The organism is Streptacidiphilus monticola (genome assembly GCF_042658505.1).
GTDB classification, from domain to species: Bacteria; Actinomycetota; Actinomycetes; order Streptomycetales; family Streptomycetaceae; genus Streptacidiphilus; species Streptacidiphilus monticola.
In genome coordinates, this window is the sequence record NZ_JBHSQJ010000007.1 from 75,288 (window position 1) to 94,794 (window position 19,507).

Consider the following 19,507-nt stretch of genomic DNA (forward strand, 5'->3'; position numbering starts at 1 on the left):
CGGGGCGACACGACACGTTTACACAGCTGCAAGCAGCGTGCTTGCAATAGTTAGCGCAGAAGGGCAGCATGAAGACATGGCCTCACTGAACGTCGGGTCGCTCGGGGAGTACATCCGTGAGCAGCGGCGGCACGCGCAGTACTCGCTGCGCCAGCTCGCCGACGCGGCCGGGGTGTCCAACCCGTACCTCAGCCAGATCGAACGCGGGCTGCGGAAGCCGAGCGCGGAGATCCTGCAGCAGATCGCCAAGGCGCTGCGGATCTCGGCCGAGACCCTGTACGTGCAGGCGGGGATCCTGGAGGAGCGTGAGGACCAGGGCCTGGAACTGCGGGCCTCGATCCTGGCCGACCCACTCATCAACGAGCGGCAGAAGCAGGTGCTGCTCGCGGTCTACGACTCCTTCCTCAAGGAGAACGGCGTGGCCGAGACCACGACCGGAGCCGACGAAGCCGTGTCCGAAGGAAAGACCGAAGAGACGAAGGGGAGGGATTCCGATGCCGATCGCTGACGACCTCCGCAAGACCCTGACCGACCCCACCCCGCTCTACGCCATCGCCGGCGCGGGCGACGCAGCGGTGGAGAAGCTGAAGACCGTGCCGGAGAAGGCGGCGGCGCTGGCCGCCGACCGGAAGGCGACGCAGGAGAAGGCGCAGGCGAAGCTGGGCGAGGCCCAGGCCAAGGTCAGCGAGAAGGTGACCGAGGCGGTGCAGGCCGTGCAGGCGCTGCCGGCCGACCTCCGCTCGCTGCAGGAGAGGGCGCAGCACCTGGCGCTGCAGGGCGTGGGGCGTGCGGCCGAGCTCGCCGTCAAGGCGCGCGAGGTCTACGACGAGCTGGCCGAGCGCGGCAAGGTCGTGGTGGACCGCGGCCGCGGTGAGACCGCCGCCGAGATCACCAGCAAGGCCGACGCCTTCGCCGCCGCCGTCGAGCCGGAGCCCGAGGCCGCCCCTGAGGCGGAGGCCGCCGCGGAGGAGCCCGAGCCGAAGAAGCCCGCCGCCAAGCGGACCACCCCGCGCAAGGCCACGCAGAAGTAACCACGCCTCGGGGGGCGCGGAACTGTGCGACCGGCCCGCTGCGTTCGTAGAGGACCAGGGTCCGCACGCCCGCGCCCCCCGGTGCTTTCTGCGAGGATGGTCAAGACCGTCCGGAGACGATGAAGGAGTCCTGATGGAGCATCAGCTGGCCATCGGCGGGCTGCTGGTGAGCGGCTTCAGCACGGTGATGGGGATCGTCTCCCTCGCCATCCTCTGCTTCGAGGTCTTCGCGCTCATCGACGCGGCCATCCGACGGGAGGACGCGTACCGGGCGGCGGACAAGCAGACCAAGCCGTTCTGGCTGATCATCCTGGCCGTCGCCGCCGCGCTGAACTTCACCCCGCTGGGCGTGATGTTCTCGATCCTCGGGCTGGTGGCCGCGATCGTCTACGTCGTGGACGTCCGCCCGAAGCTCAGGCAGGTGAGCCCGAAGCGCGGGAAGCGGAACGACCACGTGGGGCCCTACGGGCCCTGGTGACCGCAGGCGCGGGCGCCGCCTCGGCGGCGGCCCGCGTCAGCAGCAGTACGGCGACGTCGTCCGCCAGCGCTCCGCCGTTGAGGTCCTCGACCTCGGAGACGGCGGTGTCGATCAGCGTCTCGCCGTGCAGGCCGGCGCCGTGGTGGTCGCCGATGAGATCGATCAGACCCTCCTGGCCGAGCCGCCGCGTGCCCGCCCCTATCCGGCCCTCGATCAGGCCGTCGGTGTAGAGCATCAGGCTCCACTCCGGGCCGAGCGGCACCCGGGCGGCGGGCCAGGCGCCGCCGCCCAGCAGACCGAGCGCCGGGCCGGTGTCGTCGAAGGGCAGCAGCACCGGGCCGGCGCCGTCCCGCAGCAGCAGCGGGGCCGGGTGCCCGGCCAGGTGCAGTTCGGCCTCGTGGCCCTCCGGGGCGATGGCCAGCATGCACAGCGTCGCGAAGATCTCCTCGCTGCGGCGCTCGTGCTCCAGCACGCGCTGCAGTGTGGCCAGCAGCTCCTCGCCCGTCAGGCCGGCGAAGACCAGCGTCCGCCAGGCGATGCGCAGCGCGACGCCGAGCGCCGCCTCGTCCGGGCCGTGGCCGCAGACGTCGCCGATGACGACGTGGACGACGCCGTCCGCCGTGCGCACGGCGTCGTAGAAGTCCCCGCCGAGCAGGGCGCGGCGGCGGCCGGGGCGGTAGCGGGCGTGGAAGGCCAGGCCGGAGCCGTCCAGCAGCGGGGTGGGCAGCAGGTGGCGCTGCAGGCGGGCGTTCTCCTGGCCGCGCAGCTCCGCCTCGACCAGGCGGCGCTGGGACTCGTCGGCCCGCTTGCGCTCGACGGCGTAGCGGACCGCGCGGGTCAGCAGCCGCCCGTCCATCTCCTGCTTGACCAGGAAGTCCTGCGCGCCGGCGGCGACCGCGGCCGCGCCGAGCTGCAGGTCCACCGTGCCGGTGACGGCGAGCACGGCGGTGCGCGGCGCGCGGCGCAGCAGCGTCCGGATGTCCTCCAGGCCCTTGCCGTCCGGGAGTTCGAGGTCGAGCAGGACGCAGGCGGTGTCGGCGGTGAGCTGCGGCAGCGCCTCCGCGAGGCTGGTGGCCCAGCGGACCTGCACCTCGGTGCCGATCTCGGCCAGCAGGTTCTGCACGGCCTCGGCGTCGACCGGGTCGTCCTCGATGAGCAGCACCGGGAGCGGGCCGGACGCGGAGGGCCGCGGACGCGGTATGGGCGCGCCGGCGACGCTCTCGCGGCGGTTCTGCACCGTCATCATCGGCACCTCCTACTCCTCGGCTCGGACAACGGTTGGGGACGGCATGCAGTGCCCATGAGACACCATGATCGGACCGGCGGCCGACGGGCGGAGAGCGATCTCCACACCCTCTCCCCAGCTCGGGGGCCGCGTCTGCACGGCGGCAGGCAGGTAAGAAGCGGTGAAGACGGGACGAGAGGGACGGAGGCGGCGGTGATGGAGATCACGCTGGTTCAGGGTGACATCACACAGCAGCAGGTGGACGCGATCGTCAACGCGGCCAACTCCTCGCTGCTGGGCGGCGGCGGTGTCGACGGCGCGATTCACCGCAAGGGCGGCCCGGAGATCCTGGCCGAGTGCCGGGCGCTGCGCGCCGGGCACTACGGCGGCGGGCTGCCCGCCGGGCAGGCGGTGGCGACGACGGCGGGCCGGCTGCAGGCACGCTGGGTGGTGCACACCGTCGGCCCGGTGTACGACCGGGCGCGCGGGCAGGAGCTGGCGGGCGTGCTCGCCTCCTGCTACCGCGAGTCGCTCCGGGTGGCGGACGGGCTCGGGGCGCGGACGATCGCCTTCCCCGCCGTCTCGACGGGGGTCTACCGGTGGCCGATGGAAGGGGCGGCGCGGATCGCGCTGGGGACGGTACGGGAGGCCGGTGGTGCGCTGCGCAGCATCCAGGAGGCCAGGTTCGTACTGTTCGACGGGGAAGCGTTCGGGGTGTTCCAGAGGGTGTGGCACGAGTTGCTGCACGGGTCCATGGTGGACTGACGGGGCGTCAATCCACCAGAGAATTCGATAACTCGTTCGAGTGAACTTCGTGAAGGCGTTCGAACACCGCGCGGGCGCGCGTCAGCCGCGCGGTGCCACCGCGTCCCAACGGAGCGTCAACTCACCGAGCCTCCATCGGGATTGACCATCCGTCAGCGGCCAGTCCGCCGCCAGGGCTCGGGCCGTCGCGATCCATCGCTGCCGGACGCCGAAGTCGGCGTACGGCGCGGCGGCGGCCCAGGCCCGGTCGAAGTCGCGCAGGAAGGCGTGCACCGGCTCACCGGGCACGTTGCGGTGGATCAGCGCCTTGGGCAGCCGCTCGGCCAGCTCGGACGGTCGCTCCAATCCCGCCAGCCGCGCCGCGAAGGTCAGCGTCCGCGGCCCCTCCGGTCCCAGCGCCACCCAGACCTGGCGGCGGCCGATCTCGTCGCAGGTCCCCTCGACCAGCAGGCCGCCCGGCGCCAGCCGGGAGCACAGCAGCGACCAGGCGGCAGCCACCTGCTCCTCGTCGTACTGGCGCAGCACGTTGGCGGCCCGGATCAGCAGCGGGCGGGCTCCGGCGTCCAGCGGCACCTCGAAGCCGCCGCGGCGGAAGCTGAGCCCCGGCGGCCGCGCCCAGCGCTGGGCCAGCGCCACCCGGTCCGGTTCGATCTCGATGCCCACCACCCGGACGTCGGCCCGCACCCGGGCCAGCCGCCCGTACAGTTCGACCGCGGTCCAGGGCGCGGCGCCGTAGCCGAGGTCCACCGCGACCGGCGGCTCAGCGGCGAGCCGCAGCGGCCGGGCCAGCGTGTGGGCGATCCAGCGGTCCTGGCGGCGCAGCCGGTTCGGATTGGTCGTCCCCCGGGTCACCGCGCCGACCGGCTTCTTCCCGCTCCTGCTGCGTTCGACCACGTCAGGCAGGGTACCGGGCGTGGGAATCAGCGGCCGGACGCCCGTGTTGAGGGACTGAAGCCTGTGCTGCGCCCGGACCCCGGGACCTTCGGGGCCGGCAGCGCGGAACACGACAGACGACGAGAGGACGATACGCGGTGGCCACAACGCCCAACCGTGTCGCCATGCTGAGCGTGCACACCTCCCCGCTGCACCAGCCCGGAACGGGCGACGCCGGAGGAATGAACGTCTACATCGTCGAGCTCTCCAAGCGCCTGGCCGCGCAGGGCACCGAGGTGGAGATCTTCACCCGGGCCACCTCCTCCGACCTGCCGCCGCTGGTCGAACTGGCGCCCGGTGTCCTGGTCCGGCACGTCACCGCCGGGCCGTACGAGGGGCTGGTCAAGGAGGATCTTCCGGGACAGCTGTGCGCCTTCGCACACGGGGTGCTGCGCACCGAGGCGGGCCACCGCCGGGGCTGGTACGACGTCGTCCACTCGCACTACTGGCTGTCCGGGCAGGTCGGCTGGCTGGCCGCGGACCGCTGGGGCGTGCCCCTGGTGCACACCATGCACACCATGGCCAAGGTCAAGAACGCGGCGCTGGCCGAGGGCGACTGCCCGGAGCCGGCCGCGCGGATCATCGGCGAGTCCCAGGTCGTCGAGGCCTCGCACCGGCTGATCGCCAACACCCGGGAGGAGGCCGAGCAGCTCGCCCTGCACTACGGGGCCCGCTCCGAGCAGCTCGCCGTCGTGCACCCGGGCGTCAACCTGGAGGTCTTCCGCCCCGCCACGGCCACCCCGACCGGGGCCGTGGGTGACGCCGTCAGCCATATCCGCGCCCGGCTCGGCCTGCCGAGGGACGCGGTGGTACTGCTGTTCGCCGGGCGCATACAGCCCCTGAAGGCCCCCGACGTGCTGCTGCATGCGGTGGGCCTGTTGTTGGAGGAGGACCCGCACCTCCGCGACCGCCTCGTCGTCCCCGTCGTCGGCGGCCCCAGCGGGAGCGGGACTGCCGAGCCCGAGGCGCTGCAGAAGCTGGCGGCGGCGCTCGGCATCAGTGACGTGGTGCGCTTCCAACCACCGGTCGGGCAACGGGAGTTGGCCGACTGGTACCGGGCCGCGACGGCCCTGGTGATGCCCTCGCACAGCGAGTCCTTCGGTCTGGTGGCCCTGGAGGCCCAGGCCTGCGGCACCCCGGTGGTGGCCGCCGCGGTCGGCGGCCTGCCGGTCGCCGTGCGCGACGGCGAGACGGGCTTCCTCGTCCGCGGCCACGACCCGCGCGACTGGGCGCGGGTGCTGCGACGCTACGTCGACCGCCCGGGCCTCGCGGAGCGGCAGGGCCGCGCGGCGGCCCGCCACGCGGCGGCCTTCGGCTGGGACACGGCGGCCCGCGCGACGGCGGAGGTCTACCGGGAGTCCGCGTGGTCGCTGCAGCGCGCGGCGGTAGCGTCTGCGTCATGAGCGCACAGGGAGATGAGCGGGCCGCAGCGGCGGAGATCGTCCGGAAGGCCCTCGACGAGGCCGGCGTCCCATGGGACCAGCCGGAGGGCGACCCCTGGACCTTCGTGGCCACCCTGCCGGGGACGCGCAAGCTCTCCACCACCTGCTCGCTGCGGGTCGGCGAGCACACGCTGTCGGTCAACGCCTTCGTGGTGCGGCGCCCGGACGAGAACTTCGAGGGCGTGTACCGCTGGCTGCTGGAGCGCAACGCGAAGATGTACGGCCTGGCCTACGCCCTGGACCGGCTGGGGGACGTCTACCTGGTCGGGCGGATGCCCTTGGCGGCGGTGACGCCCGAGGAGACGGACCGGCTGCTGGGCGCGGTGCTGGAGAACGCCGACGAGCCCTTCAACGCGCTGCTGGCGATGGGGTTCGAGAGTGCGATCCGCCGCGAGTGGGACTGGCGCCTGAAGCGCGGCGAGTCAACCCGCAATCTGGAAGCCTTCACCAACCTCCAGCCCGACCCGGGGCCGCCGGCCCCGTAGGAGGCACAGCCTCGGGGCCGCAGGCCCCGCACGGGGGCGAGAGGCTGCGGACATGTGCGGCTCCGCCGCGTGGGCGCGATCAGCCCAACACTCGGGGAGGTCCGTCCCCATGTGCGGGTCGGCTCCGCCGCGGCGCTCGCGCCTACGCGGCGGAGCCGCACATGCCTACAGCCTCGCGGCCCTTACGGGGCCTGCGGTCCCCTCTGGGTCAGATCGTGGCGCGGACGGTGCCGACCTCGTGGCCGCCGCCGAGGATGGGCGAATGCTCCAAGCGCGCCAGCAACTCCGCATCACCGAGTCCCCACCGGCGCACCGCAGCGCCCAGCAGGGGTCCCGTCGCGCGGCCCGCGCCGTCGTCGATCTTGAAAGCCAGCGCGCGGCCGTCCGCCAGGGCGACGGCCTGGACCGCCTCCGCGCCCATCTTCGACAGCGCGCCCGGCACTCCGCGCATCAGCGCGGTGTCCAGCCGCCGCGTGCCGGCGACGTACTCCGGGTGGGCGCGCATGGCGTCCGCGACCCGGCGTTCGGGGGTGCCCTCCGCCGCCAGGACGTGTGCGCGGAAAGCCCGGGCCAGGCCCACCAGCGACAGCGCCATCAGCGGGGCCCCGCACCCGTCCACGCCCACGGTCTCGACGGGCTCGCCCGCAAGCTCGACCAGCGTGTCATGGACGGCCACCTGCACCGGGTGCGCCGGGTCCAGGTAGCTCTCGGTGTCCCAGCCGTTGGCGACGCAGGTCGCCAGCATGGCCGCGTGCTTTCCCGAACAGTCCATCAGGATCGGTTGCTCGTGGCCTCCCTGACGGATCCACAGCTCGCGCTCCACCGGGTCGATGGAGTACTCGGCCGGCGTCCGCAGCGCGAACTCGTCCAGGCCGGCCAGGGCGAGGATCTTCCGCACGGCGTCCCGGTGGAACGATTCTGCAGTGTGGCTCGACGCCGCCAGCGCCAGCAGCTCGCCGTCCAGCTCCAGGCCGGACCGCAGCAGCGCCGTCGCCTGCATCGGCTTGTTGCTGGAGCGCGGGAAGACGGGCAGTTCGGGGCGGCCCAGGCTGTACTCCACCGAGCCGTCGGCGGCCAGCATCACCAGCGAGCCGCGGTGCACCCCCTCGACGAAACCGGACCGGACGACCTCGGCCAGGACGGGGGCGGGCGAGAACTGCTCGGGCATGAGGGTGGTGCCTCCGGGCTCACGGGTTGCGAGGGGACAGTCGTCTACGGCCCCCCGGTGAGGAGGTCGTCGACGTGTGCTTCCCCCTCACGGTACCTGCGGGTGATCTCCGTGCTGCACCCGTCCACCGTCCGCTGGAGCTCGCTGCGGCGCAGCGAGATGGTCCGCTCGTGCGCGGTGAGCCGGATGCAGGCGGCGTGCAGCTGCTCGTCCGACTGGGTGCGCAGGTCGGCCAGGCCGATGTCGGCCATGATCTCGTCCGCCAGCGCCTGGTACTCCTCGGTGCGCGGGGTGTTCAGCGTCAGGTGCCGCGCGGGACGGCGGACCGCGGACGGGCCGTCGGCCAGGATCTCCGGTAGCTGCTGCAGCAGCGTGTCGGGCGGCGGCACGCTGCCGCTGCGCCGGGCCAGCTCGGCGCGGAGGATGTCCACCCGGCCCTGGAGAAGCCGGCGCAGGTAGGAGAGGTCCGCCTCCGCCTCCTGGGCCTGCCTGCGCAGGATGCGCAGGGCGCCCAGGCTGAGCGCGGCGAACTCGTCGGTAGGGGCCACGCGTGCATGGTGCCATCCCCCACCGTGGTTTCGCAGGCCGCCTGAACCCGTTCGGCCCCTGGCGAATTGGGGTGGCTCATACGACCGGCGCATCGCGCCTGCGCAACGGCCGTCCACACGGGTGGACCGGAAGCGCGCCCGGGAGAAAACGCGCCCGTGCACGAACCGACCCCCCGACAGGCCACCGTGCCGGTCCTGGACAATGGCAGGCATGCGAGCAGTGGTGCAGCGGGTCAGTGAGGCGTCGGTCCGGGTGGACGGCGAGGTCGTCGGGTCGGTACTCGGTCCGGCGCTGTGCGTCCTTGTGGGGGTCACCCACGAGGACACCGCGGAGCAGGCCGCGCTGCTGGCCCGCAAGCTGTGGGGCCTGCGCATCCTCGAAGGCGAGAAGTCCTGCTCCGACCTGAACGCGCCGCTGCTGGTGATCAGCCAGTTCACGCTCTACGGGGACGCCCGCAAGGGCCGCCGCCCCACCTGGAACGCCGCCGCGCCCGGTCCGGTGGCCGAGCCGCTGGTCGACGAGGTCGTGGCCCAACTGCGGGCCCTGGGCGCGACGGTGGAGACCGGCGTGTTCGGCGCGGACATGAAGGTCTCGCTGGTCAACGACGGCCCGTTCACGGTCCTCCTCGAGTTCTGACCGGAGCTCGGGCCCAGCTCCGCCCGAGGGTCAGGCCTCGACCACGACCTCCTGCGCCGCAGGCACCGAACCCGCCAGCAGCGGGGCGTCCACGGCGACGTTCCGCTTGACCAGCGCCAGCGCCACCGGGCCCAGCTCGTGGTGACGCACGGCCGTGGTCACGAAGCCCACCGGGCGGCCCTCGGGGCCGTCCGCGGTCAGCCGGACCGGATCGCCGTGCGCGGGCAGGACCTCCTCGGTGCCGTCCAGGTGCAGGAAGACCAGGCGGCGCGGCGGACGGCCGAGGTTGTGCACCCGGGCGACCGTCTCCTGGCCGCGGTAGCAGCCCTTGTTCAGGTGGACCGCGCTCTCCAGCCAGCCCAGCTCGTGCGGGATGGTCCGGTGGTCGGTCTCGAAGCCGAGCCGGGGCCGGTGCGCCTCGACCCGCAGCGCCTCGTAGGCCCACAGGCCCGCGGGCGGGCCGAAGTCCCGGACGGCCGCAGCCAGTTCCGCACGGGGCAGGAACAGGTCCCGCCCGTACGCCAGTTCGCGGACGGCGGCGGACGCGGGCGCCTCGGCGGCGTTCCCGGCCGGCAGGTGGACGACCGCGAACTCGGCGGTGGCGTCGGCCAGTTCGACCCGGTAGAAGAACTTCATCCGCTCCAGGTAGGCCAGCAGCGCCTGCTGCGTGCCCGGCTCGACGTGGATCCACGTCGTCGTGCCGTCGTCCACGAGGTAGAGCGCGTGCTCGATGTGTCCGTGCGGGGAGAGGATCAGCGCCTCGGTCGCCTGCCCCGGGGGCAGCTCGCTGACGTGCTGCGTCAGCAGCAGGTGCAGCCAGCTGAGCCGGTCCTCGCCGGAGACGGTGACGACGCCGCGGTGCGAGAGGTCGACGAAGCCCTCGCCGCGCGCGAGCGCGCGCTGTTCGCGGAACAGGTCGCCGTAGTGGGCGGCGACCGGCGCGTCCACGCCGTCGGCGGCCACCGCGCCGGGCAGGTCGAGCAGCGGGCTGGCGGTCAGAGCGGTCACGATGCGGCGTCCTTCGCGTTGGCCGTCCTCTTCGCCGTGCACTCGGCGCAGCGGCCGAAGATGGCGAAGTGCTTCATGTCGGTTTCAAAACCGTGGGCGGCCCGCAGGGATTCCACGAAGGGCGCGGCCAGCTCCACGTCGGTCTCGGTGACCTTGTCGCAGTCCCGGCAGACCAGGTGCATGTGGTGGTCGCGGTCGGCCAGGTGGTAGGTCGGCGCGCCGTGGCCCAGATGCGCGTGGGAGACCAGGCCCAGCTCCTCCAGGAGGTCCAGGGTCCGGTAGACGGTGGAGATGTTGACGCCGGAGGCGGTGCGCCGCACCTCGTTCAGGATGTCGTCCGGCGTGGCGTGCTCCAGGGTGTCCACGGCCTGCAGCACCAGCTGCCGCTGCGGCGTGAGCCGGTAGCCGCGCTGGCGCAGGTCCGTCTGCCAGTCGATGCCGCTCACGTCACTCGCCCCTCTGCGCGCACAGTCCTGGGAACCGGAACGTCCCGCATCCCGAGTCTATGGGGATGCGGGACGCAGGTGACCTCAGCGGAAGAACGCGATGCCGTCGTCCGGGAGGTCGTTGACGTCCTTGACCAGCTGGGCCGGGTTGAGCACCTTCTTCAGCTGGGCCGACATGTAGGGCCGCAGCGGCACCTCCGGGGCGGACTTCTCGCCCACCCACATCAGCTCGCCGTTGACCAGGCCGTACAGCCGCTTGCCCCCGCTGTACTGCGGGCCCCCCTCGATCCGCGCCACGGCGTCGGTCGCCAGGTCGATCTGCGGCTTGCCGTCGGCCAGTTCGCCGTACCAGATCTCGACGGTGCCGTCGTCGCGGACCGAGGAGAACTCGATCTCACGCACACCCTGGGCGCCGTGCTGGTTGCTGGTGACCCGCCAGAAGCCGGTCTCGTTCTCCAGCGGACGGACCTTGTTGCCCTCGCCGTCCAGCACCCAGGTGCGGGAGCGGTACTCGAGGAACGCGCGGCCGTCGTGACGGAAGATCAGCTCCTGGCCGAAGTTGCACTTCTCCGCGCCCGGGAAGTCGTGGACGCCCGCGCCCTCCCAGGTGCCGAGCAGGAAGGCCAGCGAGACGAGGTCCTTGTGCAGGTCGGAGGGGATCTCGATCATGTCAGCGCTGGCCCTGGAAGAGCTTGCTCACGGAGTAGTACGCGAACCAGATGATCGCGACGGCCATGACGCCGAGCAGAACGTCGAAGAAGATCTCGAGGCCAGACATTCGGGTGTCCTCTGCGATGAGGGATTCGGGGCAGGCCCGATTCTAGTCGCGCCGCGATCCCCGCTGCCCAGCGACCCTGCCCGGCGGCCCTGCCCGCTGCCCGGTCGGCACTATGGTGACCGGCATGTCGAAGAAGCTCGTCGTCAAGGTGACCGCCGGCGCGGACGCGCCGGAGCGGTGCTCGCAGGCGTTCACGGTGGCCTCCGTCGCGCTCGCCAGCGGGGTGGACGTCTCGCTCTGGCTCACCGGGGAGTCCAGCTGGTTCGCGCTGCCCGGCAGGGCCGCCGAGTTCGAACTCCCGCACGCCGCGCCGCTGCCCGAGCTGCTGGACGCGCTGATCGCGGGCGGCCAGGTCACCCTCTGCACGCAGTGCGCGGCCCGGCGGGAGATCACCCAGGCGGACGTCCTGGACGGAGTCCGGATCGCCGGGGCCCAGGTCTTCGTCAGCGAGATCATGCAGGACGGGGTGCAGGCGCTGGTCTACTGACCGGCACGGTCACTCGTCCCACCACCGGTCGTCCGGCCCCTTGCGGTTGGCCACGATCGCCGCGACCGGCGGGATCACCATGGCCACGACACTCATCGCGATGGCCGCCGGCACCGACACCAGCCGGACGACGTTCCACGCCAGCAGGATGAGCAGCACGCAGGTGCCCATCAGGGCGAAGTAGGCGTGCCTGCGTCGGGACTGCATACCGTCAGCATCCCCGGCCCGGAACGCGCGGAACCCCGCCCACTCGGGCGGGGTTCCGCGTCGTGCCGTTGCCGTCGCCGGGTCAGACGGCGATGGCGACCTCGGTGAGGTTGCCCTGCTGGGCCACCACCGCGCGGTCCACCGTGGCGCCCGGGACGAGCGCGCGCAGCGTCCACTGGCCGGGAGCCGCGAAGAAGCGGAACTGGCCGGTCGCCGAGGTGGGCACCTCGGCCGTGAACTCGCCGCTCGCGTCGAGCAGCCGCACGTAGCCGTTGACCGGCTCGCCGTCGCGGGTCACCGAACCCTGGATGATCGTCTCGTTGGCCACGTCAACTCCTGCCAGATCCGGGCCGCCGGCCTTCGCTCCACACATGTCTTCTGACTCCTGATCAGTCGCTGCTCGGTTGGGCTCAGTTGGAGCCGAGCTCGATCGGCACGCCGACGAGGCTGCCGTACTCGGTCCAGGAACCGTCGTAGTTCTTGACGTTGGGCTGGCCGAGCAGCTCGTGCAGCACGAACCAGGTGTGGGCCGAGCGCTCACCGATACGGCAGTAGGCGATGGTGTCCTTCGCCAGGTCCACGCCCTCGCCCTCGTACAGCTCCTTCAGCTCCTCGTCGGACTTGAAGGTGCCGTCGTCGTTGGCCGACTTGGACCACGGGATGTTGCGCGCGGTCGGCACGTGGCCCGGACGCTGCGACTGCTCCTGCGGCAGGTGGGCGGGGGCCAGCAGCTTGCCGGAGAACTCGTCGGGCGAACGGACGTCGACCAGGTTCAGGCTGCCGATCGCGGCGACGACGTCGTCGCGGAAGGCGCGGATCGAGGTGTCCTGGGCCTTGGCCTTGTACTCGGTGGCCTCGCGGACCGGGACCTCGGCGACCAGGTCGCGGGAGTCGAGCTCCCACTTCTTGCGGCCGCCGTCGAGGAGCTTGACGTTCTCGTGGCCGTACAGCTTGAAGTACCAGTAGGCGTAGGCGGCGAACCAGTTGTTGTTGCCGCCGTACAGGACGACGGTGTCGTCGTTGGCGATGCCCTTCTCCGAGAGCAGCTTCTCGAAGCCGGCCTGGTCCACGAAGTCGCGGCGGACCGGGTCCTGGAGGTCCTGCTTCCAGTCGATGCGCACCGCGTTGCGGATGTGGTTCTTCTCGTAGGCGCTGGTGTCCTCGTCGACCTCGACGACGACGACCTTGGGGTCGTCCAGGTGCTCCTGGACCCAGTCGGCGCTGACCAGGACGTCATTACGGCTCATGGGAGTTCTCTCCTCCGGGGCAGTTGCGGAAGCTTTGCCGCACGCGGGCACGAACGATCCGTCCGGATCGTGGGACGCGCGGCGAGATGTCTGACGTGAAGGTGCTGCATGGAGGGGCGGCGGGCGCGGGACGCGCCGCACCCCGGCGGCGTGGGGCCTTGCCGGACGTGGGAGAAGGCCCCGGTCAGCGCAGACGACAGAGGCAGGCGGCGACGCGGCACAGGTCGACTGCCCGCCGCTTCGTGAGATCTGCCTGTCGCTTCATGAGGTCGATGCTAGGGAACCGGACGGGCCGCTGTCATCGGCGTCTTGGATAATGAGAACGATCAATCCAGGATGCGGGATGACGGTCACTCAACTCGCCCCGTGCGGTGGCGGACGGCGCACGGAACGCGGCGGCCGCCCGCTCCTCGATCCCCTGGCGGACGGTGCGTCTCAGGGTGTGGACAGCTGTTCGCCCGCTCAGCTGTTCGCGGTGAGGGCCACCTGGGTGCCCGCCACGGTCACCGCGACGCCGTCCGGCTGCGGGGACACGGACTCCAACGTCAGGTTCTTCGGCAGCCCGGACAGCCCGAGGGTGGGCGCGATGCCGTCCAGGCCCGCGAAGCTGATGGATCCGTCCCGGACGGTGGGCGAGACCGTCCCGGAGAGGTCCTGCTTGCCGACGATCGGCAGGTCCACGCTGACCGAGACCTTGACCTTGCCCGGCCCCGCGTACGAGACGGCCGGGTGGTCCGGGAGCGCGGCGGTGAGATCGGCGTAGGAGATCAGCGCGGTGCCGGTGGCCGAGTCGGCCACGGCGCTGGAGTAGTCGCTGGAGACCTTGACGCCCTTGAGGTCCGCGCTGAAGGACTTCAGCCGCACGCCGTGGTCCACGGTCATGCCGTCCGCCCTCACCCTGACCTCGTCCAACTTGGAGCCGATCAGCTGGGTCAGGAAGGGGAAGCCCTCGATGCTCACCGAGGGCTTGGCGGCGAGGTGCCGCTGGCTCTGCAGCTGCTTGGCCGCCTGGTCCTGGGCGAAGTGCACGGCCACCCGGTCCGCGACCGCGAAGAGGGCGAACAGGACGAGCAGGAGGATCAGCAGGCGCCGCAGTCCGCGCATGGTTCTCTCTTCTCCGTTCGAGGCGTTCGAGCGTTCGACTCGGTGCGAGAGGGGACGCGCGGACGCGCCGCCCCGGTTGCCGCTACTTCGCCAGCAGCAGGCCGACCAGGTAGACCGCCGGTCCGGCCAGCGCGAGCGGGAGCGCGACGCCGGCCGTCATGTGCACGAACCGCGACGGCCAGTCGAATGCGGCCACGCGACGGCCGAGCAGGCCGCACAGGCCGGCGGCCAGGCCGAGGAAGAGCCCCCCACCCGCCCCCACGCCGCCCAGCGCACCGACGAGCCCGCCGAGGGCGGCGGCGGCGAAGCCGCCCGCGACGAAGCCCAGCTTGGCCGGGGACCTGAGCACCGCCGACACCGCAGCCGCGGCGGCGGCCCCGAGGGCGCCCGGGAGCACGTCCGCGTGGGCGGGTGCGGCCAGGAACCCGGCGGCCAGCAGGGTGACCACGGTGGCCGAGGCACTGACGGTCAGCGCGGCGAAGCGCTCGGCGGGGTCGCTGGGGCGGAAGATCTGCAGCACCAGGACCAGGAGGAAGAACGCGCCCAGGGTCCCTGTGATCGCCTGGGCGGCCGTACCGGCCCCGACCAGGATCGCGGCGTCCGCGACCAGCCCGCCGAGGAAGGCCAGGGCGATGCCCTGGCGAGCGGGCCACATGCCGTTGAGCCGGAACCAGCCCGCGGCGGTGACGGCCTGCAGCGCGACCACGGGCAGCAGCAGCCCCGGCCGCCCGAGCAGGCTGCCGAGCGCGAGCAGGACGCCGAGCGCCGCGGTCAGCGCGGCGGGCTGCACGCCCGGGTCGATGATCGGCGACCCGGTCCGCCGGGCCGCAGGCGCGGCGGCGGCAGGTGCTGCCGGCGCTGCGGGCGCCCCGGTGGGCTCGGCGTTGGCGAAGGCCTCGCGCAGCGAGCCCCCGGGCGCGGCCTCCAGCGGACGGGCCGTCGGCTGACCAGCAGGACCAGCAGGACCAGCAGGACCAGTGGGACCGGTGGGCTCGGCGTTGGCGAAGGCCTCGCGCAGCGAGCCCCCCGGACCGGGCTCCAGCGGACGGGCCACCGTCTGCCCGGCAGGACCGGTCGGCTCCGCGTTGGCGAACCGCTCCCGCAGCGAGGCGGGCTCCCCGTACGTCACCGGCGCGTCAGCCCAGCCGGCCGCCCCGACGAAGCTCACTTCCGCGCTCGACTCCCCCGGCGCTTCGAGCAGTTGACCACCCGTCAGCCCCCCAGGCGCGGCGGCTGCCCCCCACACGGGTCCCCCGCCCCCGGACGCTTCGCCGGTGACAGGAACGGCAGGCGCGTCCCACCCCGGGATGCCCTCCCCGGCAGGCGGCACCTGCGGGCCGCCCACCTCCGGACCGGCGGTGCCGACCACTGCCGCGCCTCCGTGACCCGAGACGCCCTGCGGCACCGCACCGTGACGGCCACCGACCTGACCCCCCGTCAACGGACCGGCAGCCCCGGGCACACCCTGTCCCGGGCCGCCCTGAGCCATCGCGCCCACCGGCGGAGGGAAGCCCCCCGGGACGGACGGACCGTCAGCGACAGGAACGGCAGGCGCGTCCCAGCCCGGGACGCCGGCAGGCTGCAGGTGCGCGCCGGCCGCCAGGCGATCGGCACTCCCCGGCCCAGCCGGATCGCCGTGCCTCGAACCGTGACGGCCCCCCAGCTGACCCTCGGTCAGCGGACCGGCCGCCCCGGGCGCACCGTGACCCGGGCCGCCCTGCGGCACCGCACCCGACGGCGCGGGGAAGCCAGCTGCGACCGACGGACCGTCGGCAGCGGGAACGGCGGGCGCGTCCCAGCCCGGGATGCCCGGGGGGTTGCTCTGGTCAGGACCGGCCGGGAGGCCGGAGTGCGACGGAGGGCCCGGCGGGGCGAAGGGTCCCGGGGCGACGGGGCTGTCAGCCGCCGGGATCGGCGGGGCGTCCCAGCCCGGGATGCCGCCGGGAGGGGTCATGGCAGGCCCCGGCGTGGGCAGTTGAGTGCCCGTCAGGGGGGCCGGAGTGCCCTGCGGGTGGGCCGCCGGGGCGTCCCAGCCCGGGATGGGGGCCGGGGCGTAGCCGTACGGATCGCCCTGCGCGGGGATGGGCGGCATGATCGCGGTCTGGTCGAGCGGCTCCGGCGCCGGGGCCGGAGCCGGGGCCCACCCGGCGGGCGGGCTCGGCGGGAGGTACCCCTGCTCCGGCGCGACGGGCGCCTGTGGTGCCCCGGGCGCCCCCGGTGCCGGCGGGACGGGTGGCAGGTACGCGGTGCGCTCGGGGTCCGGGTCGATGGGGAAGCCGGAGGAGTACTGGGACACGCGCTGGTCACCCGCCTGCGAAGGGGGGCAGCACCTCGATCGTGCCGCCCTCGGTCAGTTCGATGGTGCGAGGGTCGCGGCCGCCTGCCGGGGCGCCGTCGACCAGGAACGAGCAGACCCCCAGCAGCTGCGCGAACCGCGGCCGGTCCGTCCGGGCAGCGCGCGCGGCGTCCAGCGCCTCGGCGAGCGTCGCGGCCCGGTAGGGCTCCTCCGCCGTGCCGGCCTCGGCCTTCGCCGCCGCCCAGTAACGGATCACTCCCGTCACGGCGCCTGTCGTGGATCTCTCGTGCATCGGGCCATCATCGCCGCAAGCCCCGCCGGGAGTCACGCCGCCCAGGTCAGCCGGTCGGAGCGGCCTTGGCCAGCCACTCCCCGATGCGCTCCAGCAGGGCGTCCTCCGCCGCGTTCTCGGCGTGGCCGAAGCCCGGCTCGATCCACAGCTCCGAGTCCGGGGCCGCCGCATGCAGGGAACGCGGATGGTCGAGCGGGAAGTAGGCGTCCCGGTCACCGTGCACGATCAGGAAGGGGACGGAGACGGCCGCCGCCGCGACCACCGGCGGGACGGGGATGTCCCGCCACTCCTGCGGGTCGATCCGCGTCCGCAGCCCGACCCGCCCCACCACCCGGCCGAGGGGCCGCTGCACCACCCAGTGCAGGCGGCGCATCGGCACCGTCCCCCGGTAGTACCAACGCGCGGGAGCGGAGACCGCGGCCACCGCGGCCACCCCTCCGTACAGGCCGGCGTGGCGGACGACGACCGCGCCGCCCATCGAGAAGCCCACGGTGCCGATCCGTCGGAAACCCAGCGAGCGCGCCCAGCCGACCGCCGCGTCCAGGTCCAGCACCTCGCGGTCGCCGACGGTCGAGCGGCCGCCCGAGCGCCCGTGCCCCCGGAACGAGAAGGTGACCACTCCTCCGGCCCAACCCCCGAACACCTCTGCCACGTGGCGGACGGCGGGCCGCTCCACCGCCCCGGTGAAGCCGTGCGCGACCACCACGGCGGTGTCCCTGGCCTGCCCCGTTCCGGGTCGGTAGGCGGCGTGGACGCGGACCCCGTCGGCCGTGCTCAACTGCGCTTCTATTGGTGTAGACCACTCGGAAATGTGATTTTGACTTCTGAACTGACTCTTCGCCGCGCGGTCCATGTCGGCTATTCTCCTGTCCCATGAAGGATCCGGGCAGAGTCGCCCCCGGGTCCTTTTGCGCATTGTGAACACCTTGCGGATACGCGTGCGACATCCGTAAGCACCCTCGGAGACGTCCAGAGTCGTACGCCGCCCGGGGCCACGAAGGAGTCACCGGCCTGCCCGGAAAGGGGACGCCCCGGGATGAGTTCTCTGCTGCTGCTGACCAACGCCCTGCAACCGTCCGCAGAAGTCCTCCCCGCGCTCGGTCTGCTCCTGCACAACGTGCGAGTGGCCCCCGCGGAGGGCTCCGCCCTGGTGGACACCCCCAGCGCCGACGTGATCCTGATCGACGGCAGGCGCGACCTGCCGCACACCCGCAGCCTGTGCCAGCTGCTGCGCTCCACCGGCCCCGGCGCCCCCGTCCTGCTCGTGGTCACCGAGGGCGGCCTGGCCGCGGTGACCGCGGACTGGGGCGTGGACGACGTACTGCTGGACACCGCCGGACCGGCCGAGGTCGAGGCCCGGCTGCGGCTGGCCCTGGGCCGGATGCAGGTGGTCCAGGAGGACAGCCCGATGGAGATCCGCAACGGCGACCTCTCCGTCGACGAGGCCACCTACTCGGCCAAGCTCAAGGGCCGCGTCCTCGACCTCACGTTCAAGGAGTTCGAGCTCATCAAGTACCTCGCACAGCACCCGGGCCGGGTCTTCACCCGCGCGCAGCTGCTGCAGGAGGTCTGGGGCTACGACTACTTCGGCGGCACCCGGACGGTGGACGTCCACGTCCGCCGGCTGCGCGCCAAGCTCGGGCCGGAGCACGAGCAGCTGATCGGCACCGTCCGGAACGTCGGCTACCGCTTCGTGGTGCCGGAGAAGGACAAGGAGCAGCCGCGCGCGGAGGCGGAGGACCGCGCCGACGTGGAGCTCTGAGCGCCCGCCGATACGGCCGTCCCAGGATGCGGCCATACTGACGGCCGTTCGACACGCCGGTTAAACTACGCGCGTGCCCAAGGTGACCCGCGACGACGTTGCCCGGCTCGCGGGTACCTCGACCGCGGTCGTGAGCTATGTGATCAACAACGGCCCGCGCCCGGTCGCCCCGGCGACCCGGGAGCGGGTGCTGGCCGCGATAGAGGAGCTGGGCTACCGCCCGAACTCGGTGGCGCAGGCGATGGCCAGCCGCCGTACCAACCTGATCGGCATGGTCGTCCCCGACGCCCGCCAGCCCTTCTTCGCGGAGCTCGCCCACTCGGTCGAACGCGTGGCCTCCGAGCGCGGCAAGATCGTGCTGATAGGGAACTCCGACTACACCGGCGACCGCGAGATCCACTACGTCCGCGCCTTCCTGGGCATGCGCGTCGCCGGGCTCATCCTGATCAGCGAGGGTCCCAGCGAGCGCGCCGACGCGGAGATCGCCGCCCACGGCGACGCCCGGGTCGTGCTGCTGCACCGGCGACCGGACACCTCCGGCGACATCGCCGTCGTCACCGATGACATCGGCGGCTCGGAACTGGCGGTCCGTCACCTGCTGGAGCACCACGGGCACCCCTACGTCGCCTGCTTCGGCGGCCCGGTCAACGCCCCGGCGCCCGGCGACCCGGTGATCGACCACATCGAGGGCTGGCGCCGCGCGATGGACGCGTCCGGCGTGCCCACCGAGGGACGCCTGATCGACGCCCCCTTCTCCCGCTACGGCGCCTACGACGTCGCCCTCCGGGTCCTGGCGGACCCCGCAGGCCGGCCCCCGGCGCTGTTCTGCTCGACCGACGACCAGGCCATCGGAGTGCTGCGCGCCGCAAGGGAGTTGGGCATCCGGGTGCCGGAGGACCTGGCGGTCATCGGCTTCGACGACATCAAGGAGGCGGCGTTCGCGGACCCTCCGCTGACCACCATCGCGTCCGACCGCGACGGCATGGCCCGCGCGGCGGTGGACCTCGTCCTCGACGACAGCCTCTTCGTCCCCGGCTCGGACACCCCCCGCATCCGCCGCTTCCCCAGCCGACTGGTCGTGCGCCGCAGCTGCGGCTGCACGCCGTAGGGTTTCTCGCGGCGTTCTGACGACGCTTTCAGAGGGTTCTCATAAGAGCGGTCGATCGTT

The 19,507-nt window shown here is 72.8% G+C and carries 25 protein-coding genes; 10 read left to right on the forward strand and 15 right to left on the reverse strand.

Features of this window, described 5'->3' with window-relative positions; translation table 11 throughout:
* The first annotated feature begins 76 nt into the window (after positions 1-76).
* The 3 genes from ACFP3V_RS02375 to ACFP3V_RS02385 all read left to right on the forward strand — a co-directional run bounded on the left by ACFP3V_RS02375 (position 77) and on the right by ACFP3V_RS02385 (position 1,509).
* Positions 77-508, forward strand: coding sequence for a helix-turn-helix domain-containing protein (locus ACFP3V_RS02375; RefSeq protein WP_380579122.1), 432 nt, complete (start codon positions 77-79; stop codon positions 506-508).
* On the forward strand, positions 495-1,031 hold the full coding sequence (locus ACFP3V_RS02380; RefSeq protein WP_380579124.1) for a hypothetical protein: 537 nt from the start codon (positions 495-497) through the stop codon (positions 1,029-1,031). The genes ACFP3V_RS02375 and ACFP3V_RS02380 overlap by 14 nt, the downstream gene beginning before the upstream one ends.
* A 133-nt stretch (positions 1,032-1,164) precedes the next feature.
* Positions 1,165-1,509, forward strand: coding sequence for a DUF2516 family protein (locus ACFP3V_RS02385; protein ID WP_380579126.1), 345 nt, complete (start codon positions 1,165-1,167; stop codon positions 1,507-1,509).
* Here the strand turns inward: ACFP3V_RS02385 and ACFP3V_RS02390 are convergent.
* Entirely contained in the window at positions 1,445-2,752 is a 1,308-nt protein-coding gene (locus tag ACFP3V_RS02390) for a PP2C family protein-serine/threonine phosphatase (RefSeq protein WP_417774517.1), read from the reverse strand. The genes ACFP3V_RS02385 and ACFP3V_RS02390 overlap by 65 nt on opposite strands.
* A 198-nt stretch (positions 2,753-2,950) precedes the next feature.
* On the opposite strand from ACFP3V_RS02390, the gene ACFP3V_RS02395 reads away from it, so the two are divergent.
* Positions 2,951-3,499 carry an O-acetyl-ADP-ribose deacetylase gene (locus tag ACFP3V_RS02395; RefSeq protein WP_380579130.1) on the forward strand — a complete coding sequence of 183 codons (549 nt, stop codon included), beginning with the start codon at positions 2,951-2,953 and terminating at the stop codon, positions 3,497-3,499.
* A gap of 81 nt (positions 3,500-3,580) precedes the next feature.
* Here the strand turns inward: ACFP3V_RS02395 and ACFP3V_RS02400 are convergent, their stop codons facing one another.
* Entirely contained in the window at positions 3,581-4,393 is an 813-nt protein-coding gene (locus ACFP3V_RS02400; RefSeq protein ID WP_380579132.1) for a class I SAM-dependent methyltransferase, read from the reverse strand.
* Between the two features lie 137 nt (positions 4,394-4,530).
* Here ACFP3V_RS02400 and mshA point away from each other — a divergent pair, with 137 nt between their 5' ends.
* Positions 4,531-5,835, forward strand: a complete 1,305-nt coding sequence (gene mshA, locus ACFP3V_RS02405; protein ID WP_380579134.1) for a D-inositol-3-phosphate glycosyltransferase — start codon at positions 4,531-4,533, stop codon at positions 5,833-5,835.
* The gene (locus ACFP3V_RS02410) at positions 5,832-6,359 is read left to right on the forward strand and encodes a type III secretion system chaperone family protein (RefSeq protein WP_380579136.1); all 528 of its coding nucleotides are present in this window, start codon (positions 5,832-5,834) and stop codon (positions 6,357-6,359) included. The genes mshA and ACFP3V_RS02410 overlap by 4 nt, the downstream gene beginning before the upstream one ends.
* Positions 6,360-6,567: 208 nt before the next feature.
* On the opposite strand, the gene ACFP3V_RS02415 is transcribed toward ACFP3V_RS02410, so the two are convergent.
* Together ACFP3V_RS02415 and ACFP3V_RS02420 are read right to left on the reverse strand one after the other, a co-directional pair.
* Positions 6,568-7,527: an asparaginase gene (locus ACFP3V_RS02415; protein WP_380579138.1), complete on the reverse strand. Its 960-nt coding sequence runs from the start codon at positions 7,525-7,527 to the stop codon at positions 6,568-6,570.
* A gap of 44 nt (positions 7,528-7,571) precedes the next feature.
* Positions 7,572-8,075 (reverse strand): RsiG family protein, encoded by a 504-nt coding sequence (locus tag ACFP3V_RS02420; protein WP_380579140.1) that lies wholly within the window; start codon positions 8,073-8,075, stop codon positions 7,572-7,574.
* Between the two features lie 211 nt (positions 8,076-8,286).
* On the opposite strand from ACFP3V_RS02420, the gene dtd reads away from it, so the two are divergent.
* A complete protein-coding gene (gene dtd, locus ACFP3V_RS02425; RefSeq protein ID WP_380579141.1) occupies positions 8,287-8,712 on the forward strand; it encodes a D-aminoacyl-tRNA deacylase in 426 nt (141 codons plus the stop codon).
* A gap of 30 nt (positions 8,713-8,742) precedes the next feature.
* Here dtd and ygfZ read toward each other — a convergent pair whose 3' ends face one another.
* The 3 genes from ygfZ to ACFP3V_RS02440 all read right to left on the reverse strand — a co-directional run bounded on the left by ygfZ (position 8,743) and on the right by ACFP3V_RS02440 (position 10,835).
* On the reverse strand, positions 8,743-9,711 hold the full coding sequence (gene ygfZ / locus ACFP3V_RS02430; RefSeq protein WP_380579235.1) for a CAF17-like 4Fe-4S cluster assembly/insertion protein YgfZ: 969 nt from the start codon (positions 9,709-9,711) through the stop codon (positions 8,743-8,745).
* Between the two features lie 5 nt (positions 9,712-9,716).
* Positions 9,717-10,166 carry a Fur family transcriptional regulator gene (locus ACFP3V_RS02435; RefSeq protein ID WP_380579143.1) on the reverse strand — a complete coding sequence of 150 codons (450 nt, stop codon included), beginning with the start codon at positions 10,164-10,166 and terminating at the stop codon, positions 9,717-9,719.
* An 84-nt stretch (positions 10,167-10,250) separates the two neighbouring features.
* Positions 10,251-10,835: a heme-binding beta-barrel domain-containing protein gene (locus tag ACFP3V_RS02440; RefSeq protein WP_380579145.1), complete on the reverse strand. Its 585-nt coding sequence runs from the start codon at positions 10,833-10,835 to the stop codon at positions 10,251-10,253.
* 233 nt (positions 10,836-11,068) lie between these two features.
* On the opposite strand from ACFP3V_RS02440, the gene ACFP3V_RS02445 reads away from it, so the two are divergent.
* Positions 11,069-11,431: a DsrE family protein gene (locus ACFP3V_RS02445; RefSeq protein WP_380579147.1), complete on the forward strand. Its 363-nt coding sequence runs from the start codon at positions 11,069-11,071 to the stop codon at positions 11,429-11,431.
* Between the two features lie 9 nt (positions 11,432-11,440).
* Here ACFP3V_RS02445 and ACFP3V_RS02450 read toward each other — a convergent pair whose 3' ends face one another.
* The 8 genes from ACFP3V_RS02450 to ACFP3V_RS02485 all read right to left on the reverse strand — a co-directional run bounded on the left by ACFP3V_RS02450 (position 11,441) and on the right by ACFP3V_RS02485 (position 17,430).
* Positions 11,441-11,638: a DUF3099 domain-containing protein gene (locus tag ACFP3V_RS02450; RefSeq protein ID WP_380579149.1), complete on the reverse strand. Its 198-nt coding sequence runs from the start codon at positions 11,636-11,638 to the stop codon at positions 11,441-11,443.
* An 82-nt stretch (positions 11,639-11,720) separates the two neighbouring features.
* A complete protein-coding gene (locus ACFP3V_RS02455; protein WP_380579151.1) occupies positions 11,721-12,011 on the reverse strand; it encodes a DUF1416 domain-containing protein in 291 nt (96 codons plus the stop codon).
* Between the two features lie 37 nt (positions 12,012-12,048).
* Positions 12,049-12,885, reverse strand: a complete 837-nt coding sequence (locus ACFP3V_RS02460) for a sulfurtransferase (RefSeq protein WP_380579153.1) — start codon at positions 12,883-12,885, stop codon at positions 12,049-12,051.
* 184 nt (positions 12,886-13,069) lie between these two features.
* Positions 13,070-13,150, reverse strand: coding sequence for an Ms5788A family Cys-rich leader peptide (locus tag ACFP3V_RS02465; RefSeq protein WP_380579237.1), 81 nt, complete (start codon positions 13,148-13,150; stop codon positions 13,070-13,072).
* 197 nt (positions 13,151-13,347) lie between these two features.
* Complete coding sequence (locus tag ACFP3V_RS02470; RefSeq protein ID WP_380579155.1) at positions 13,348-13,989, reverse strand: LmeA family phospholipid-binding protein; 642 nt, start codon at positions 13,987-13,989, stop codon at positions 13,348-13,350.
* Positions 13,990-14,071: 82 nt separating this feature from the next.
* Positions 14,072-15,157 (reverse strand): hypothetical protein, encoded by a 1,086-nt coding sequence (locus ACFP3V_RS02475; RefSeq protein WP_380579157.1) that lies wholly within the window; start codon positions 15,155-15,157, stop codon positions 14,072-14,074.
* Positions 15,158-16,292: 1,135 nt separating this feature from the next.
* Positions 16,293-16,577 (reverse strand): ubiquitin family protein, encoded by a 285-nt coding sequence (locus ACFP3V_RS02480; protein ID WP_380579159.1) that lies wholly within the window; start codon positions 16,575-16,577, stop codon positions 16,293-16,295.
* Between the two features lie 46 nt (positions 16,578-16,623).
* Complete coding sequence (locus ACFP3V_RS02485) at positions 16,624-17,430, reverse strand: alpha/beta hydrolase (RefSeq protein WP_380579161.1); 807 nt, start codon at positions 17,428-17,430, stop codon at positions 16,624-16,626.
* A 183-nt stretch (positions 17,431-17,613) separates the two neighbouring features.
* Here ACFP3V_RS02485 and ACFP3V_RS02490 point away from each other — a divergent pair, with 183 nt between their 5' ends.
* Positions 17,614-18,339 carry a response regulator transcription factor gene (locus ACFP3V_RS02490; RefSeq protein ID WP_380579163.1) on the forward strand — a complete coding sequence of 242 codons (726 nt, stop codon included), beginning with the start codon at positions 17,614-17,616 and terminating at the stop codon, positions 18,337-18,339.
* A 73-nt stretch (positions 18,340-18,412) separates the two neighbouring features.
* Positions 18,413-19,447, forward strand: coding sequence for a LacI family DNA-binding transcriptional regulator (locus ACFP3V_RS02495; protein WP_380579165.1), 1,035 nt, complete (start codon positions 18,413-18,415; stop codon positions 19,445-19,447).
* Positions 19,448-19,507: the final 60 nt, after the last annotated feature.